Genomic DNA, 17,878 nt, shown 5'->3' with positions numbered 1-17,878 from the left:
GCATGCTGCCCCCGGAGATCGACGATGTCCGCCACGCCGCAGTCCGCTCCTGCTCCCGTCCGCGCCTCCCGGCATCCCCTTGTCACCGTGCTGTCGCTGCTGCTGGTCGTGCTCGGCCTGGTCATCGGCGGGCTCGGTGCGTGGCTGCTCAGCCTTGGCGGCTCGGCGTACTACGCCGTCGCCGGGCTCGGCCTGCTGGCCAGCGGCATCCTGTTGCTCGGCAACCGCCGCAGCGGTGCATTGCTGTATGCGCTGGTATTCACCGGTACGCTGCTGTGGACCTGGTGGGAGTCGGGCAGCGACTACTGGCGCTGGGTGCCGCGGCTGGGCCTGGTGACCGCGCTGGGCATCGTGCTGGCCTTGCTGGCGCCCACCCTGCACGAGCCGGTCTCCAAGCGCTTGTCGCGCAGCGTGGCGGGCGTGCTGATGCTGGTGTTCGTGGCCGCCTTCGGCCTGGCCTTTGCGCCGCATGGTGAAGTGGATGGGCATCAGCCGTTCCCGGAAGGCGCGGTCAGCGCCGGACTGGAACCTACGCGCGATACCACGGGCCTGCAGCCGGCTGACCAGCCCGCCGAGGGCGACTGGCCGGCGTGGGGCCGCAGCAATGCGGCCACCCGCTATTCGCCGCTGCAGCGGATCACCCCGGCCAATGTGGCCACGTTGCAGCCGGCCTGGCAGTTCCGTACCGGCGATATGCCGAAGAAGCGCTGGGGCGCGGAAACTACCCCGCTGAAGATCGGCGATCGACTGTACCTGTGCACCGCGCGCAATCGCCTGATCGCGCTTGATGCTGCCAGCGGCAAGGAACTGTGGCGGTTCGATCCAAAGGTAAAGGATGCTTCGATTCCCTATACCGCTGCCTGTCGTGGTGTGAGCTATTACGAGCAGCCCAGCACGCCGACCATTGCCGATGCGGCATTGGCCGATGTCGCCGCTGATCTGGCGCTGCCGGAGCCGCCGCCCAGCGTCACCCGCAGTGCTGCACCGGGCAGTCGACCGGCGTGCTGGGCGCGCATCATCGAAGGCACGCTGGACGGTCGCATCATCGCGGTGGACGCGGACAGCGGCCGCCCCTGCGCGAATTTCGGCAACAACGGCCAGGTCGACATCACCCTGGGCATGGGCGAGGTGCCACCGGGTTACGTGTCGATCAACTCGCCGCCGGCCATTGTGCGCGGCGTGATCGTGACCGGTCATCAGGTGCTGGATGGGCAGCGCCGCGATGCGCCCTCGGGCGTGATCCAGGCCTACGACGCCATCACCGGCAAGCTGCGCTGGGCGTGGGACATGGACCAGCCCGAGCGCAGCGGCTTGCCGCCGCGCGAGCAGACCTACACGCGCGGCACGCCCAACATGTGGACCACCGCCACCGGTGATGAAGCACTGGGGCTGGTCTACCTGCCGCTGGGCAATGCCGCGGGCGACTACTGGAGTGGCTCGCGCACGGAGAACCAGAACCGCTATGCAACCTCGCTGGTGGCGATCGACGTGGCCACCGGCAAGCCGGTCTGGCATTTCCAGGCCGTGCGCAAGGATGTGTGGGACTACGACCTGGGTTCGCAGGCCAGCCTGATCGACTACCCGACGGCGGCGGGCAAGGTGCCGGCGATCCTGCTGCCGACCAAGCAGGGCGACCTCTATATCCTCGATCGCCGCAACGGCCAGCTTCTGACCGCGGCCGAAGAGCGCAAGGTACCGGTGGGCGGCGTCGAACCCGAGCAGCGTTCACCCACCCAGCTGTTTTCGCTGTACCACACGCTGCGTCGCGAACATGACCTGACCGAGCGTGACATGTGGGGCATCACCCCGATCGACCAGCTGGTCTGCCGCATCCAGTTCCGCAAGGCGTACTACGAAGGTTTCTATACGCCGCCGAGCAGCGAGCGCCATTCCATCGAGTACCCCGGCTACAACGGCGGCTCGGACTGGGGCAGCGTGTCCATCGACACGCGCCGCGGCGTGATCGTGGCCAACTACAACGACATGCCCAACTACAACCGGTTGGTGCCACGTGCCGAGGCCGACCGGTTGGGCTGGCTGCCACGCGAGAAGATCCGGTTCGACAAAGGCGGTGCAGAAGGCGCGGGCGACCCGCAGGTGGGCACGCCGTATGGCATCCAGGTCAACGCCGGCTGGCGGTTGCCTTTCACCGGCCTGCTGTGCAAGCAGCCGCCCTACGGCGGCATCCGTGCCATCGACCTGCGCACCGGTAAGTTGCTGTGGGACCGTCCGTTCGGCAGTGCGCGCGGCAACGGACCATTCGGCATCCGCTCCGGCCTGCCGATCGAGATCGGCACGCCGAACAATGGCGGTTCGGTGGTGACCGCCAGCGGCCTGATCTTCATCGCTGCCGCCACCGATGACCTGCTGCGTGCCATCGACCTGAAGACCGGCAAGGAACTGTGGCACGCCAAGCTGCCCGCGGGCGGCCAGGCCAACCCGATGGTGTACGAGCAGGGCGGGCGCCAGTACGTGGTGATCATGGCCGGCGGCCACCATTTCATGGAAACCCCGAACGGCGATTACGTGATGGCGTTTGCGTTGCCCAGGTGACCGCAACGGGGGCGGTGATCCACCCCCATTGCATGACGCTGGATCACACCGTCACCACCACCTTGCCGATCTGCTCGTTCGATTCCAGGTAACGGTGTGCCTCCTGGATCTGCGCGAACGGGAACACCTTGGCGATCTTTGGTGCCAGCGCGCCCTTGTCCAGGCCATCGACGATGAACGCCTTGGCGCGGGCCAGTGCGGCATCGTCAGAAACGATTTCCGAATACAGATAGCCCTTCAGCGTCAGCGACTTGCCCAGCACGTTGAACAACGGGAACGGTGTGGGCTCGCTGCTCAGTGCGCCGTATTCCAGCAGGATGCCGCCACGGGCCATCGCTTCGGTCAGTGGCACGAACTGCGGGCCCCCGATCGGATCGAACACCACGCGGGCACCTGCGCCGCCGGTGATGCGCGCCACTTCGGTCACCAGATCCTGCTCCTGGGTGGCGATGACGTGGGCGGCACCGGCTTCGAGCAGGGCCTGGCGCTTGCCCGGGCCGCGGGTGATCGCGATCGGCGTGGCGCCCACCGCATTGGCGATCTGGATCGCGGCCAGGCCGACGCTGCTGCTGGCAGCGGTGATGATGACGAAATCCCCGGTGGACAGATGCGCCTGCTCCAGCAGCGCGCCCCAGGCGGTGACGTACTGCATCCACACCGCGGCCGCCGTTTCGAAGCCCAGCCCCTGCGGGTGCTTGACCACCAGTCGTGCCGGCACATTGGCCAGCTCGCCGTAGGTGCCCCAGCGCGCGATGTCAAGCGGCGGTATCACGCTGACCGCATCGCCTGCAGCGAAGCCGCTCACCGCACTGCCGATGGCTTCGACCACGCCGGCCGCTTCGTAGCCCAGCCGGCTGGGGAACTGCGCTTCCTGCAGATAGGCGCCGTTGCGGAACATCACCTCGGCGCGGTTCAGGCCGATCGCCTTGACCCGGATCTGGACTTCGTCGGCGGAGGGGGCGGGAACGTCGATATCGTCGATGCGCAGCACGTCGGCGGTGCCATATTCGTGGATGCGGACAACCTGGCTCATGGGGGACTCCGAGGAAGGGCCGACGAGGGCGCCGGCGAAAGGGTGAGCGCTACTGTGCGCGTAGTCTGCAACCAGAATAAGGGGTAATCTGGCGTTTCATTGAAAAACAATTGTTTGCAATGGACCTGATCGTTCCCCTGCGGACCTTCGCCAAGGTGGCCGAGGTCGGCTCCTTCGCCGCCGCTGCCGAGGCATTGGACCTGTCGCCGCAGCTGGTCGGCAAGCACATCCAGGCGCTGGAGCATCACCTGGGCGTGCGCCTGCTCAACCGCACCACGCGCAAGCAGAGCCTGACCGACTTCGGCCAGGCCTACCTGGCACGGGCAAGGGTGATCCTGGAGGAAGTGGAGGGCGCCGAGCAATTGGCGGAAGTGGCGCGTGGGCGGCCGATGGGACGCCTGCGCATCAGCGCACCGGTCACCTTCGGCGTGCACGCACTGGGCCCGGCGGTGGTGGCCTACATGCAGCAGTACCCGGACGTGCAGGTCGATCTGAATCTGTCCAACAGCCTGGTGGACATCGTCGAGGACGGCTACGACCTGGTATTCCGCACTGGCGATCTGGCCGACAGCGGGCTGGTGGCGCGGCGGTTGGGGCCGTATCCATTGGTCCTGTGCGCCTCGCCGGACTATCTGGCTTCGCGCCCGGCCATCACCCATCCCGATGACCTGAGCCGGCACGAGTGCCTGGGCTTTGCGCATTCGATCATCCGCACGCGCTGGAGTTTCCGCGATGCCGATGGCAGCGTGCTGACCGTGCCGGTGTCCAGTCGCTTCATGGTCAACCAGGCCGAGCCGCTGCTGACAGCGGCCGTGGGTGGTCTGGGATTGATCCTGCAACCCTACGAAATGCTTGCCGCCGCGCTGGCGCGTGGTGAGCTGGTGGAAGTGCTCCCGGACCATGTGCCGGTATCCACCTGGATCAACCTGGTGTACCCACGCGATCGCCAGCTGACACCCAAGCTGCGCAGCTTCCTGGACTTCTGCGTGGCACGATTTACTGAGCAGACGATGGCAAGGCGATAGCGTGGCATCGATCAGCATTCCCGTGTTCCCATGCGAAGGACTCGCCCCGTGATGTCTCTTCCGTTGCCGCAGCATGCCGCCCGCGTCCTGCTGCTGGCGTCCTTTTCCAGCGCCAGCGTGCTTGCGCAACAGACGCCTGCGCAGGCCTTGGCCGAGTGGGAGGTGCAAGGGCGCGCGGATGGCCTGGCGCGACCTGATATCGAATGCCAGGATTTCCTGCAGGCGATGGGCCGGAAGCCTCCGGGACTGCAGTATGTAGGCTGCAGCCAGGATGACGCGTCCTACATCAAACCCATGGAAGCCCACTACCGCGTTTCAGGCGCGCAAGCGGTGCAGGTCGAAGCCTATCTGCACACCACATTCGGCCTGCCTGCGTTGCGGTATGTCTGCTGTGGTTGGAGCAACGGTGCACCCTACTATTGGCGCGAAGGTCCGGATGCGGTGCGGTATCAGATCGGCATGGGGGGGGAATCGCTGCCGTACGAACGGGGCGAATGGCATCGCATCGAGGCATTCAACGTCACCGTCGAGGTGTTGCGGCAGCGTCCCTAGCGTGGATGCGGCGGGCGGACCCATCGTCTAGGATGCGTCCAGGGATACCCGCAAAGGAGCTGCCATGAGGGCTGTTGGACGCCTGTTTCTCTGCAATGCGCTGGCCTGTCTGGTCCTTGTGGCCACATCGGCGTTTCCGGCAGCTGGCGCAGCATCTTCCGAGCGCGAACATCCACGTGCGCAGGATGCCATCGATGACTGGCTTGCGGCGTTCAATGCAGGCAGCCTCGAGGCGTTGCAGGCATTCGCCGACAGATATGCGAAGCAGGAAGGCAGCACTCCCAAGGACTATCTCGAGTTCCGCGAGAGCACAGGCCCGCTGAGTGTGCTGGAAATACTCGAGAGCGGGCCGAGCCAGGCGAAGCTGCTGGTGAGGGGCCAGCTGAGCGAACGTGCGATGTGGGTGACGGCGGTCATGGACCCGGCCAATCCGTCGCACGTGAAGCAGTTCCAGATCGAGGGCACTGAAACGCCGGACAAGTACAAGCCGGCACGGGTTGCATTGCCTGCGCTGATGGCGGACGCCACAGCAAAGCTGGAGGCGCTGCGGGCGCAGGACGCGCTGTCGGGCGCGTTGCAGGTTACACAGAACGGCAAGGTGCTACTGGACTGGCGCGGTGGCGAGGCCGATCGCATCGCTGGAATTGCAGTGGGCATGGATACGCAGTTCCGCCTGGCGTCCTCCAACAAGATGTTCACCGCAGTGGCCATCCTGCAGCTGGTGCAGGAGGGCAAACTCAGTCTTGATGACACGATCGGCAAGCACCTGCCGGACTATCCGAACAAGGCCGTTGCCAACAGCGTGATCGTTCGCCAGCTGCTGTCACATACCAGTGGCTTGGGCGATTTCTTCGGCGACGATTTCGAGCAGTATTCCGCGTCGTTGAAGACGCTGGATGACTATGTGCAGCGCTTTGCCAAGGATGCACCGCAATTCACGCCGGGCAGCCAGGACAGCTATTCGAACTATGGCTTCATCGTATTGGGGCGCATCATCGAAGCGGTTTCGGGGCAGTCGTACTACGCGTATGTGGATGAGCACATCCTGCGCCCGGCCGGTATGACCGGCACCGGCTTCGAGCCGGAAACAACGAGCGTCCCGCAGCGTGCCGTCGCCTACACGAAGAAGGATGGGCAATGGGTTCGTGAAACGAAGTCGCTGCCCTGGCGCGGCATGTCAGCCGGCGGTGGCTACAGCACGGTGAGCGACATGGTGACGTTTGCCGAGGCATTGCGCAGTGGGAAGCTGGTCTCACCTGCGTTGCTGCAGCAGGCCACCACGGCGCAGAACCACAAGGGCTGGTACGGATTCGGCTTCGTGGTGCAGGGCGAGGGCAGGGAACACCAGTACGGTCACGAAGGCGGTGCGCCCGGATCGAACAGTGCCATCGTGGTGCTGCCCGCGCAGGGTTATGTGATTGTCGGCCTGGCCAATGTCGATCCGGATGCGATCGGCAACGTGGTCAACTACATCGCGCGAAGAGTGCCGCTGTAGCGAAGGCATGAGGCTCGGGGGCGGCTTGGTAGAGTCGACTATCGCGCGGAGCGTGAGCTCTTCGATCTTCCCGCGAACGGCAGTCGACCAGCGGTCGACTCTACCCAGTCGGTGTTACCCGGTTGCTGCCGGCACCCGCACCATCTTCGTCATCAGGTGTTCCACCACACCCGCCGGGTCGGCCGTGCGGCCGACATGCGTGCTCGACATCTGCACGACCGAGCTGCGCTTGGCGGTGAGGAAATGAAAGCGCGCACGTGCGGGCAGCTGCGCGATGGGGCCGGCGCTGGCGTCGCCGCGGCAGATGGCCACGATCGCATCCAGCCACGGCTGCAGCGCCTCCTGGTCCAGCGCCGGCGCGAAGGCCTGCAGGCGCGCAGGATCGATCTCGATGGCCGCCTCCAGATGACGCGCGCCAGGACAGGAGACGATCACCCCGACGTTGATGAACTCCTCGCGTTCCACCCGCGGTACCACGCGGATGACCGCATAGTCATACGTGTGCAGCGTGGGCACGGATGGCCTCCTGCACGAACACCGCACGCACCTTCAGGCGGTGCTTGAGGTAGTTGATATAGCCCTGCCGGTAGGCCTGCGGGCTGTCGAACGCCGGTTCGTCCACCAGCCAGCTGTCCGGCACCAGGCCGACGATGCGCTCGATCTCGGCATCGGTCAGGCGCGCGGCCAGTTCGGCATCCACCTCGGCGATGCGGCTGGCGAATGACAGCAGCACATGGTCGCGGATCAGCACGAACGGCTTTTCGCAGGCATCGCCGGCGTTGGCCCAGTCGTGATGGAAGTACATGGCCGCACCGTGGTCGATCAGATACAGCCTGCGGTGCCACACCATCAGGTTGGGATTGCGCGTGGTGCGATCGACATTGCTGGTGAACGCATCGAACCAGACGATGCGCGAGGCCAGGTCGGCATCCACCGGCATCGCTGCCGGGTCGTAGTTGATCGCGCCGGGCAGGTAGTCCAGGCCCAGGTTCAGGCCCTCGCTGGCGCGGATCAGCTCCTGGATTTCCGGGTCCGGTTCGGTGCGGGCGAACTCGCGGTCCAGCTCCACGAACAGGATCTCCGGAATCGGCAGGCCCAGCGTGCGCGCCATCTCGCCGGCGATCAGCTCGGCGATCAACGCCTTCGGGCCCTGGCCGGCGCCACGGAATTTCAGCACGGCCATGCCGTCGTCGTCAGTCTCGACCACGGCCGGCAGGGAGCCACCTTCCCGCAAGGGCGTGATGTAGCGGAGGGCATGTACGGTGCGCATGCGCGCATTCTAGCGTGGGTGCCGCCAAGGGAGCGCCGGGAGCGCCCCGGCGGCTCCATGTCGTTCACCGTCAGTGAGCCAGCGCACCGCGCTGCTGTTCCAGCACCTGCGTGCGGGTCTGCTCCTGCAAGGCCTGATCGGCCTGTCGCTGGTTGACCACGGCAAGCGTATCCAGGCTGTCCTGCACCGGGCGTTGCGCGGCCTCGGCGGTGGGCGATGACGCGCGCAGCGAGGCCGGATCATCCAGCGGCCCCTTCACCACGAAGATGCTCTGCGCCGCGCCTGCGCCATCGGTCTGGCGGCTGAGCACCACATGGTCGACCCGGTCCAACCCGTTTTCGCGGGCCAGCACCAGCAGGCTGGCGCTCAGGCGCTCGCTGGACGCATCGAAGCTGCGTCCGTTGGCAGCATCCAGCGCCGCTACCTTGCCGCGGATCTGCTCGTGCAGCGAACGGTCACGGCCTTCCGCAAGCGGCAACGCCATTGCATCACCTGTGGAGGCCTGCTTTGCGGTGATGGGGACATGTGCATGCGTGCCTTCGGTGTGGTCGAAGTAATGCAGCGTCGACGGCGAGGTGCTGGTGTCGAAGTAGGGCTGGCGCGGGGGCGAGCCCTCGCCGAGGTTGAGCCCGTTCTGCTCCAGCAGGCGCTCGTCCAGGCCCAGCTTCTTCATGTTCACTTCCATCCGGCTGACGCCGTCGGGCGCTGGATTCGCGGCCTCGTATCCGCTGGCCAGTTCGATCGCCTGGGCGCCGTAGAAATTCTGGTAGTCCGAATTCCCATGATGGCCCAGGCCGGTGCTGACGCCCTGATCGTAATAGTGCCTGGCCATTCCCTCGATGTTGGCTGCAGTGGGGGAGATGGTCAGGTCCGCATTGAGGGTCAGCTCCGGGTGCGGTGCATAGGTGATCGGCGGGCCGGGTCGCGACTGGATGACGTCTGTCGAGCGGGTGCTGGCTTCATACAGGTCGCGCAGGGTAGCGTCCGGATTGTTGGCACGTACCTGGCTGACCAGCGCATTCCAGCCTGCGATGTTCGAGGAGGCCTCATCGCGGCGGTTGGCGGCGAGCAGGGTGCCGATGGCCTCGGTGTAATCATGGCTGGTGGCACGGCCTGCGATCTGCTCCACGTCGGCATCGAACTGCACGTAGGCTCGCTCGACATCAGCATCGTTGAAGCCGTGCTGGATCTCGTGACCGAGCACAAAGGCAACCTCGGCCGCGTCGAACCTGTCCGGTGCCGCCGGGGTCGACAAGCTGCTGGCGGGCAGGTTGATGGATTTCGTGCCGGTCTCGTAGGTGCCACCCGCATTGCTTGTGGCGGGCAACAGTTCGAAGCGTTCCAGGTAGCCGGCCGCGATGGCGGCGTCCACCTGCTTTGCCAGCACCGGCGAGCCCGCGATGACGCTGCGCAGGTTGTCGACCTGGTCGCTGGTGACGTCGGTCCTGCCGGCGAATTCGCCCAGCAGACGTTCCGTTTCTGCGGAAAGGATCGTCATTGATGGCTCCCCTTACTGCACGGTGACAAGACGCACGCAGGCATGCGTGGCGTCGCCGAGGGCCTGGGGGTTCTCAGGCATGGTGTCGACCTTGATGCTCAGCTGCGCTCGATCGAAGCGGTCGTAGATCACCCGTCCGTGTTCGCCGCGCACCGTCTCGCGCTTGAAGCCGGCGGCATCCAGTGCCGAGGCGAAGTGCTTGAAGTCGACCTGGCAGATCGCCGCAGCCGAGGCCTTGCGATCGCTGCTGGTGTCCATGAAGTTCAGGTCCAGCCGCGCGTCGGCGGTGCCGGCCCGCCGCACTTCCAGGCCATAGCCCCATTCCGCCGTCAGCGTGCCGCCATAGCCGAAGTGGCCGGGGCCGAAGGTCTGCGCCGGCGCCTGCATTGCCGCGGACAGGCGTTCGGCGGTGAGCTCGCGGGTGGAGGTCGTTGCCTTGATCAGGTCCAGCAGGCGCGACAACAGTTGCTCGGCATTGAGCGGGGAGGGCGAAGTGGTCTCGGGGACGGCGGGGGCCATGGTGTCGGTTCCTTGAGAAGTCGGCGTGCGGTCGGCGGCATGTGCGCAGGCGCAGAGCGTGGCCGCTGAAAGTGCGAGCGTCCACGGTCGTATGAATGCGTACCGGGGCATATGCGTTCCTTGCAGATTGAAGGCTGACCCTAGGGCCAGCCGGATGAAGCAGAGGTTAAGCGCACTTGAGGCGTGGTCTTCACTCCGCCCTTCCCGTCGCGGTGGCAGCATCGGTTCCCAAGCAGCATCCACCCTGGGTGTGACCTTCAACAGGAGGCTGTCATGCCGCTACTGCGCAGCTGTCACGTTTCATCCTGCATGCTCTGCTCCGCGTGGTGTTGAATCCGGTCTGATACGGCCACCTTGCCGGCACGGATGGCCGCCACCCGCAATACCTGCCACCTTTCACGCATCGCAGCTCCGGCGCGGTCCTGCCGGTGCTGCGATCCAGGCATGTGCGCCTCCAGATTCCCCCTGTCTTGCCGCTGGCATTCCAGGTGCGGGAGAGCGCCATCTCCATGATGTTCCTGCAGGCTTTGGAGGTGTACCAATGAGCGACGAATACGATGGAACGCTGCCGCCCCTGGACGATGCCAAGGTTGAGGAAATGATCGGCAAGCTGGTGCTGGTCGGTGTGACCCGCTATGGCGGCGACGGACAGGTAAAGGGGCTGGAGCAGTACGCCGGCACGGTGTTGCGCATCAGCGCCGACGAGGGCGTGGTGCTGGCCGACGAGAATGATGGCCACGAGCGCTATCTGCCGCCGATGCTGGACCAGTACCAGCCAGCCGAGCCCGGGGAGTACCGCATGCGCACCAGTGGCATGATCGTGGTCGACCCCGACTACCTGGCCACCTGGGACCTGCACGCGCAGCAGTAGTGCCAGGCCAAGCCTGGCAGGTGCCGGCAGTTCCCCGGCACCTCCCGGAGCTGTACTTTGCCCCATCCGGCCACTAGCCCTTCCGGCCCATTCACGACAACCCCTGCGGTGCTAGATTCGGGTCCATGCCCGATTCCGGGTACCCATTCACACCCCAGGGGATAAGGATGCTGATCCGTCGAACCTCTCTGGCAGCGGCGGTTGCCGTTGCCACAGTCGGCCTGCTGGCCGCTGGCCCGGCGCTTGCCGATTACGCCAAGCCGCCGGAACACCTGCTCAAGGTGCTGAAGGCACCGCCGCCGCCGGCGCCGAACGTGGCCCCGGGCGGCCAGCGCCTGCTGCTGACCACCGCGCAGACCTACCCGTCAATCAGCCGCGTCGCCCAGCCCTACCTGAAGCTGGCCGGCGTGCGCCTGGAGCCGAAGAACCGCAGCCGCCATGACACCCCCGGTGGCTATGGCATTCCGGCCTGCGTGGCCGACTTCACCCTGGTCGACATCGGCAGCGGCAAGGAGACCAAGGTCAACCTGCCGCAGGGCTGCGCCACCGGCGCGCTGTGGTCGGCCGATGGCAGCCACTTCGTCTTCCAGAATGCGGTCGATACCAGCGTGCAGCTGTGGGTGGGCGATGCCGCCACCGGTCAGGTGAAGCAGGTGCCGAACGTGCAGCTGAACCCGATCTTCGGCTACACCGTGCAGTGGCTGGGCGGCAGCCAGAACCTGCTGGTGAAGCTGGTGCCGGCCAATCAGGGCCCGGCGCCGTCCAACGGTGGCGTGCCGACCGGTCCGGATGCGCAGGAGTCGCTTGGCAGCAGTGGCGAGAGCAGTACCTACGAAGCCCGCGACACGCTGACCAGCGTGCATGACGAGAAGTTGTTCGCCTACTACGGCGCTTCGCAGCTGGCCGTGGTCGATACCGCCGCCAACAGCGTGCGTCCGGTCGGGCAGCCGGCGCTGTTCAACGAAGTCAGCGCCGCGCCCGATGGCGTGCACGTGCTGACCGAATCGATCAAGGCGCCGTACTCGCATGCGGTGACCTACCAGCGCTTCGCCAACGACGTGGCCGTGCTGGACGTGAGCAATGGCCGCAGCACGCCGATCGCCAGCCTGCCGCTGGCGGACCGCGTGCCGGTGCACGGCGTACCGGAAGGTCCGCGCGGTTTCGACTGGCGTGCCACCGATCCGGCGACCCTGGTCTATGCCGAAGCACTGGACAAGGGTGACTGGAAGGTGAGCGTGCCGCATCGCGACCGCGTGCTGATGCTGAAGGCACCGTTCAACGGCAAGCCGACCGAAATCACCCGCACCACGCAGCGCTTTGAAGGTTTTGCGTGGTCCGCCGATCCGTCCGTGGCGTTCCAGTACGAGAACGACGAGAACCGCCACTGGATGCAGACCCGCATCGTCGATGTGGACCAGCCGAAGAAGGAAGGCCGCCTGCTGTGGGACATGTCCAGCGATGAGCTGTACGGCAACCCCGGCAACCTGGTCTTCACCCGCCTGCCGAATGGCGCGCAGGTCGTGCGCCGTGAGGGCAACCATGTGTTCCTCAGCGGCCGTGGCGCGTCGCCGCAGGGCGACCGTCCGTTCCTGGACCGCCTGGACCTGGGCACGCTGAAAAGCGAGCGCCTGTTCCGCAGCAGTGCCGACGCCTACGAACAGTTCCTCGGTTTCAGCAGCACGCCGGGGCGCTACCTGACCTGGCACCAGTCGGTGATCGATCCGCCGAATGCCTTCATTCGCCAGCAGGGTGAGGCAGTGGCCGATGCGAAGGCTGGCGAGGCACAGTTCGCCTCCACCACGACCGCGTTGACCAAGCTGGTCGACCCGACCCCGGAGGTGCGCCAGATCAAGAAGCAGCTGGTGACCTACAAGCGTGCCGACGGCGTGGACCTGTCGTTCACCCTGTACACGCCGCCGGGCTACAAGGAAGGCCAGCGCGTGCCGGCGATCCTGTACGCGTACCCGGCCGACTTCGCCAACGCCGCTCAGGCCGGCCAGGTGTCCGGTTCGCAGCAGACCTTCACCCGTCTGCAGCCGTACCGCCTGATGCTGCTGGCCGGCTACGCGATCATCGACAACGCGTCGTTCCCGATCGTGGGTGACCCGAAGAACGCCTACGACACCTACCTGGAGCAGCTGGAAGCCGACGCCAAGGCGGCGGTGGACAAGGCCGTGGACATGGGCGTGGTCGACCGCAACCGCATTGGCGTGACCGGCCACAGCCACGGCGGCCTGATGACCGCCAACCTGATCGCGCACACCAAGCTGTTCAAGGCCGGCGTGGCGACCAGTGGTTCGTACAACAAGACCTTCACCCCGTTCGGCTTCCAGAACGAACGCCGTTCGGTCTGGCAGGCGCAGGACGTCTACCTGAAGGCCTCGCCGTTCTTCTATGCCGACAAGATCAAGCTGCCGCTGCTGCTGGTCCACGGCGAGGACGACGCCAACCCTGGTACCGAGCCGTTCCAGTCGCGCAAGCTGTACCAGGCGATCCGCGGCAACGGCGGTACCACCCGCCTCGTGATGCTGCCGAACGAGCCACACTGGTACACCGCATTGGAATCGAACGAGCAGCTGGTGTCGGAAATGCTGAACTGGTTCGACACCTACGTGAAGAACGCCAAGTAGCGTCGAGCTTGCTCGACTGCATTGCAGAAAGGCCGCCTTCGGGCGGCCTTGCTGCATCCTGTGGAGCCGAGCCATGCTCGGCTGCTGTTCGCATGTAAACAGAGGTACGTGCTCTGCAATCAACTGTGGAGACTCGGTAACGACGTGTTACCGGCACATTCGCACGCCACGCAAATGGTCTAGGCTGAACCTGATAGCTCGTTCCAGGTCGGTGCAATGAAAGCCATTCTCCTTGCTGCAACGTTGTCGTTGGCCCTGGTTTCAACGGCATATGCTCAGTCGTTTCCTGCTGAGCTGACGCAATTGGGCATTATCGCCGGCATGCCCTACGCCAAGGCCAAGCGCCTGCTGGATGCCGCAGGCTGGCAGGCAAAACCTGCGCCGGGCGCGCCGGAATCGCTGGACGGCTTTCCGGAAGTCGGATGCCAGAAGGACGGAAAGCAGTGTGTGACGACCTTCGAAAAGGACGGTCAACAGATCGCGGTGCGGCTGGGCACTACCCTGGCAGGGCAGCCGTTCGTGCAGAGCGCTGACTGAGCACCCGCCCTCACGCCAGCGGTAGGCGGTCCTGCGCGTGCGACAGCCGGTCATGCAGGTCGCGCACGTGCTCGGCCTTGGCATGCACCCGGGTGGTATCGCCGAAACTGCGTAGATAAGCGCAGGCCGCGAAGCCGGCGCTCTTCTTTTCGTACTCGGCAATCCAGGCCAGTCGATCCGGATTGCTGGCCTGTTCGGCTGACCACGCGGCCACCGGCGGGCGGATGCGGTACTTCAGGCCGACACGCCACGGTTTGGGGGTCAGCCGGGCACGGAAGCAGTGCTGCAGCCGGCACATGCGCGCGTACAGGGTATCGGTGCCGAGTGCCTTGAAGAATGCCTGGAGCTGCTCGTCCTCCGGGGAGAACGTGGCATGCATCGCCAGCACGCGCAGTCCCGCAGGCGTGCGGTAAGCGCGCAGATGCCAGTCGGGGTGTTGTTCGCTGAAGGCTTCCACGCGCCGCAGCGCAAGCCCTTCGGCGCCCCCTGCGGCGGCCAGCCGTTGCCGGCGGCGCATCAGCAATGCGGCATTGACCAGAACCACCGCGGCCACGCCCAGCACCAACCCCACCAACCAGTGCCACAGCAGCGTGCCGGTGACGGCGCCGGCAAGCAGCACGACCGCCGCAACGATGGCCGGCATCACGCAGCCGGCAGGCGGCTGCGCATGGTCGATGTCAGCGAACAGTACGTCGGGGCTGTTGAGGCACAGTGCGCCATAGCTGTTGCGGGTGATGACGATGTCGCCGTCGCGCTGCACGATCTGCTCGCGGATCGGCACGCCCTCCACGCCGTAGTTGCTGCGCACTTCGCGGCGCGGCAGCGCCTGCCCGGCGAGGATGGCATTGAGGGCTTCGTTGGCGCGGCGGTCGGCGTGCACCTGCGCCTCGGCAGGGCCTCCGTCGGACCAGCCGAAGCGGCGCACCACCACCGGCCGGCCACGGAAGCGGGCCTGCAGGCGGGCTTCAGCCCAGTACGCGGGAACGATCATCATCGCAGGGTGCTCCATCTTCCGTGGCAGGTGCCGAATCGAGTCTGGCACAGCGCCGGGGTGCCCGCATCTGCTTGCTGCGGCGGCCGGGCCGGGGTGATAGATTGCGCGCTTCGCCTGCACTCCACCAAGGACGGAGCGATGCCCATGATCCTGCGCGGCCTGTTGGCCCTGGCCTGTGCCGGGGCGGTTGGCATGGCCACGGCGGCGGTACCGGCCGGGCCGCAGATTGTCACCGACGATGTCAGTCGCTTCTACGCGCTGTATGACGACGCCGGTGGCAAACCCAGCGTTGTGCAGTTGCGTGGATACATGGCCGAGGGTTCGGCGGGTCTGGCCGAGCTGGCGAAGGCGCGCCGGGTCACCCCCGAGCGCATTGCCGAGTCCATCGCCAATCAGCCGGAACTGTATGCGCAGGGACGAAGCTGCCTGGCTGAGCTGCCGGAGGTGAAACAACGCCTGACGCAGGTGTTTTCCAACCTGCAGGCCATCTACCCGCAGGCCGCGTTTCCGCCGGTGACCATCGCGGTCGGCCGCGGCCGTCCGGTCGGGCTGACCTCGAAAAGCGGCGTGATCATCGGCCTGGAAGCGCTGTGTGCAGCCGATTTCATGAATCCCAATGTGCAGGACCGCTTCGTGCACGTGATCGCGCACGAATACGTGCACATCCAGCAGACCGGCCTGGCCGATTTCGAGCCGGGTGACCCGCATGCGACCGTGCTGCGTGTTTCGCTGGGCGAAGGCATCGCCGAATTCATCGCCGAGCTGATTTCCGGCAACGTCGGCAACGGGCGCCACGCCGCCTGGACCCGTGGCCGGGAAGTACATATCGAAAGTGCATTCGCACTGGATCTGGACAGCACCGACCTGTCGCCGTGGCTGTACAACTACAAGCCGGGCTCGCAGGAGCCCTATGACCTCGGCTACTGGGTGGGCTACCGCATCGCCAAGGCCTATTACCTGCAGGCCAAGGACAAGCGTGATGCGGTGCGTGCGCTGATCCAGCAGGACAATCCGAAGACCATCCTGGCGGCCAGCGGCTGGACGCCGGGCATGTGGATGCCGGCGAAAGTCACGGGTGTGGCGGCGCGTACGGCTGCACGTTGAGCACGGGGCAGGGCGTTAGACTGCTGAAGATGATTTCAGGAGTACCCGCATGCGTGGACCTGTTGAGCTTGCCACTGCCACTATCGTGACGTTGGGCCTCGCGTTGGCTTCTCCGCTCGGCGCCGCCGAAGCCGTCGCAGTCAATCCGCTGCTGCAGACGCCCATCGACCAGTTGCGCCCCGACGAGGTTCGTTTCATGCAGCAGCGCCTGGCTGATTGGCCGGAGCTGCAACGCTATCGTGATGCCAACACGCGACTGCCTGCGGCGGTGCCGGGCCAGCCGCGCGTGGTGTTCTTCGGCGATTCGATAACCGAGGGCTGGGGTGCGGAAGCCAGCGCCGGATTCTTCCCCGGCAAAGGCTGGCTCAATCGCGGCATCAGCGGCCAGACCACAGCGCAGATGCTGGTGCGTTTCCCGCAGGACGTGCTGGCACTCAAGCCACAGGTGGTGGTGATCCTGGCCGGTACCAACGATCTTGCCGGCAACACCGGCCCGTCAACGCAGACGATGATCGAAGACAACCTGCACGCGATGGCGGACCTGGCCCGTGCACATGGCATCGCCGTGGTGCTGGCATCGGTGCTGCCGGTCAGCGATTACCCGTGGTTGCCGGGCACGGCACCTGCGCCAAAGGTGCGTGCATTGAACACGGCGTTGAAGCGCTATGCCGATGCACAGCATCTGGTCTATCTGGACTACTACACGCCGATGGCCAATGCCGCCGGAGGACTCGATCCGCAGCTGGCCGAGGATGGCGTGCACCCCACCGCGAAGGGCTATGCGGTGATGGCGCCGTTGGCCGAGGCGGCGGTCAAGCGCGCGCTGCAGCAGAAGTCGCTTCTGCGGGCAGACTCGCCAGCAACCACTCACAGAAACTGATCACCAGCGGATCGGCGGCGCTGTCCTCATGCACCAGCCAGCTCCAGCGCGGGCCGCGCACGCGTGCCTCATCCAGCGGCTGCAGCAGCCCCTGATCGCAGGCGCGTGCCGCCAGCAGCTCGCTGACCAGGGCGATACCCAGCCCTTGGCAGGCAGCATCCAGCAGCTGCCCGGGTTCGGAGAAGTTCATGCCTTCGCGGCGCTGTCCGACATCGGCACCGCCCTGGACCTGCCACTGGCTCCAGTCCATTTCGCGCTCGCCATGCAGGGTGAGGCGTTCGTGCACCGGTGTGGCGAGCAGGGCCGGATGGCAGGCCGGAAAGAGGCGATCCTGCAGCAGCACCCGATGCTGGCACTGCGCCTGTGAGTCGAGGTCATCGCGCACCGCCAGGTCCAGCGTCTGCGTGGTCATATCCGGTGCCTCCTCGCTGGTCAGCAGCCACAGGTCGGCGCCGGGATGCAGGCGATGGAAGCTGGCCAGGCGCGGCACCAGCCAATGGCGGGCAAAGGCTGGGCTGGTGTTGACGATCAGTTGATTCGGCTTGCGGTACTGATCGAGCCGGCGGATTCCGCTCGCCAGCTGCCGCAGCAGGGACTGGGTGGTTTCCAGCAGGTCGATGCCGGCGTCGGTGAGGGTGACGCTGCGGCCCTGCCGGAAAAACAACGGCTGCTGCAGCGACGCCTCCAGGCCCCGGATCTGCTGGCTGATGGCGGACTGGGTCAGGTGCAGTTCCTCGGCCGCCCGGTGGAAGCTGCCAAGGCGGGCGGCGGCCTCGAAACCACGCAGCGCGTTCAGCGGGGGCCAGTGCTTCAGCATTTCAGATAAGTAAAACTGTTCAATTGATGGCTGAATCTATCGTTTGTTCTTATCAATACGCAAGCGCAGCATAGCGTCCATCCCACATCGGCCCTGGAGC

The 17,878-nt window shown here is 65.9% G+C and carries 17 protein-coding genes; 9 read left to right on the top strand and 8 right to left on the bottom strand.

Translation table 11 applies throughout. The features are described from left to right. Positions 1 to 24 precede the first annotated feature (24 nt). Positions 25 to 2,553, top strand: coding sequence for a membrane-bound PQQ-dependent dehydrogenase, glucose/quinate/shikimate family (locus tag EKL94_RS01100; RefSeq protein WP_126927643.1), 2,529 nt, complete (start codon positions 25 to 27; stop codon positions 2,551 to 2,553). A 43-nt stretch (positions 2,554 to 2,596) separates the two neighbouring features. On the opposite strand, the gene EKL94_RS01095 is transcribed toward EKL94_RS01100, so the two are convergent. Further along, the gene (locus EKL94_RS01095; protein WP_126927642.1) at positions 2,597 to 3,586 is read right to left on the bottom strand and encodes a zinc-dependent alcohol dehydrogenase family protein; all 990 of its coding nucleotides are present in this window, start codon (positions 3,584 to 3,586) and stop codon (positions 2,597 to 2,599) included. Positions 3,587 to 3,705: 119 nt separating this feature from the next. Here EKL94_RS01095 and EKL94_RS01090 point away from each other — a divergent pair, with 119 nt between their 5' ends. From EKL94_RS01090 to EKL94_RS01080, 3 genes are all read left to right on the top strand, one after another. After that, positions 3,706 to 4,611, top strand: coding sequence for a LysR family transcriptional regulator (locus EKL94_RS01090; RefSeq protein ID WP_126927641.1), 906 nt, complete (start codon positions 3,706 to 3,708; stop codon positions 4,609 to 4,611). Positions 4,612 to 4,674: 63 nt separating this feature from the next. Further along, positions 4,675 to 5,163 carry a DUF4952 domain-containing protein gene (locus tag EKL94_RS01085; protein WP_260473347.1) on the top strand — a complete coding sequence of 163 codons (489 nt, stop codon included), beginning with the start codon at positions 4,675 to 4,677 and terminating at the stop codon, positions 5,161 to 5,163. Positions 5,164 to 5,227: 64 nt separating this feature from the next. Continuing rightward, positions 5,228 to 6,658: a serine hydrolase domain-containing protein gene (locus tag EKL94_RS01080; protein WP_126927640.1), complete on the top strand. Its 1,431-nt coding sequence runs from the start codon at positions 5,228 to 5,230 to the stop codon at positions 6,656 to 6,658. Between the two features lie 114 nt (positions 6,659 to 6,772). Here EKL94_RS01080 and EKL94_RS01075 read toward each other — a convergent pair whose 3' ends face one another. The 5 genes from EKL94_RS01075 to EKL94_RS22325 all read right to left on the bottom strand — a co-directional run bounded on the left by EKL94_RS01075 (position 6,773) and on the right by EKL94_RS22325 (position 10,391). Next, positions 6,773 to 7,174 (bottom strand): DUF3037 domain-containing protein, encoded by a 402-nt coding sequence (locus tag EKL94_RS01075; protein WP_126927639.1) that lies wholly within the window; start codon positions 7,172 to 7,174, stop codon positions 6,773 to 6,775. Further along, positions 7,152 to 7,928, bottom strand: coding sequence for a HipA family kinase (locus EKL94_RS01070; RefSeq protein WP_126927638.1), 777 nt, complete (start codon positions 7,926 to 7,928; stop codon positions 7,152 to 7,154). The genes EKL94_RS01075 and EKL94_RS01070 overlap by 23 nt, the downstream gene beginning before the upstream one ends. Positions 7,929 to 7,998: 70 nt before the next feature. Further along, complete coding sequence (locus EKL94_RS01065; protein ID WP_126927637.1) at positions 7,999 to 9,426, bottom strand: XVIPCD domain-containing protein; 1,428 nt, start codon at positions 9,424 to 9,426, stop codon at positions 7,999 to 8,001. A gap of 12 nt (positions 9,427 to 9,438) precedes the next feature. Next, positions 9,439 to 9,945: a hypothetical protein gene (locus EKL94_RS01060; RefSeq protein ID WP_260473346.1), complete on the bottom strand. Its 507-nt coding sequence runs from the start codon at positions 9,943 to 9,945 to the stop codon at positions 9,439 to 9,441. 293 nt (positions 9,946 to 10,238) lie between these two features. Then, complete coding sequence (locus EKL94_RS22325) at positions 10,239 to 10,391, bottom strand: hypothetical protein (RefSeq protein WP_185829968.1); 153 nt, start codon at positions 10,389 to 10,391, stop codon at positions 10,239 to 10,241. A gap of 95 nt (positions 10,392 to 10,486) precedes the next feature. On the opposite strand from EKL94_RS22325, the gene EKL94_RS01055 reads away from it, so the two are divergent. The 3 genes from EKL94_RS01055 (at position 10,487) to EKL94_RS01045 (ending at position 13,983) form a co-directional block, all read left to right on the top strand. Beyond that, the gene (locus EKL94_RS01055; protein WP_088026476.1) at positions 10,487 to 10,816 is read left to right on the top strand and encodes a hypothetical protein; all 330 of its coding nucleotides are present in this window, start codon (positions 10,487 to 10,489) and stop codon (positions 10,814 to 10,816) included. A 167-nt stretch (positions 10,817 to 10,983) separates the two neighbouring features. Continuing rightward, positions 10,984 to 13,446, top strand: a complete 2,463-nt coding sequence (locus EKL94_RS01050; RefSeq protein WP_126927635.1) for a S9 family peptidase — start codon at positions 10,984 to 10,986, stop codon at positions 13,444 to 13,446. Between the two features lie 216 nt (positions 13,447 to 13,662). Next, complete coding sequence (locus EKL94_RS01045; protein ID WP_126927634.1) at positions 13,663 to 13,983, top strand: hypothetical protein; 321 nt, start codon at positions 13,663 to 13,665, stop codon at positions 13,981 to 13,983. A gap of 10 nt (positions 13,984 to 13,993) precedes the next feature. Here EKL94_RS01045 and EKL94_RS01040 read toward each other — a convergent pair whose 3' ends face one another. Beyond that, on the bottom strand, positions 13,994 to 14,977 hold the full coding sequence (locus tag EKL94_RS01040; RefSeq protein WP_126927633.1) for a hypothetical protein: 984 nt from the start codon (positions 14,975 to 14,977) through the stop codon (positions 13,994 to 13,996). Between the two features lie 138 nt (positions 14,978 to 15,115). Between EKL94_RS01040 and EKL94_RS01035 the strand changes: the two genes are divergently transcribed. Together EKL94_RS01035 and EKL94_RS01030 are read left to right on the top strand one after the other, a co-directional pair. Beyond that, positions 15,116 to 16,081, top strand: a complete 966-nt coding sequence (locus tag EKL94_RS01035; protein ID WP_126927632.1) for a DUF2268 domain-containing putative Zn-dependent protease — start codon at positions 15,116 to 15,118, stop codon at positions 16,079 to 16,081. Between the two features lie 49 nt (positions 16,082 to 16,130). After that, on the top strand, positions 16,131 to 16,961 hold the full coding sequence (locus tag EKL94_RS01030) for an SGNH/GDSL hydrolase family protein (RefSeq protein WP_126927631.1): 831 nt from the start codon (positions 16,131 to 16,133) through the stop codon (positions 16,959 to 16,961). Here EKL94_RS01030 and EKL94_RS01025 read toward each other — a convergent pair. Continuing rightward, positions 16,894 to 17,778 (bottom strand): LysR family transcriptional regulator, encoded by an 885-nt coding sequence (locus tag EKL94_RS01025; protein WP_126927630.1) that lies wholly within the window; start codon positions 17,776 to 17,778, stop codon positions 16,894 to 16,896. The genes EKL94_RS01030 and EKL94_RS01025 overlap by 68 nt on opposite strands. Between the last annotated feature and the right edge of the window lie 100 nt (positions 17,779 to 17,878).

Source organism: Stenotrophomonas maltophilia (genome assembly GCF_003970865.1).
Taxonomy (GTDB): domain Bacteria; phylum Pseudomonadota; class Gammaproteobacteria; order Xanthomonadales; family Xanthomonadaceae; genus Stenotrophomonas; species Stenotrophomonas maltophilia_AR.
This window is presented reverse-complemented; position numbering and strand designations above follow the sequence as displayed.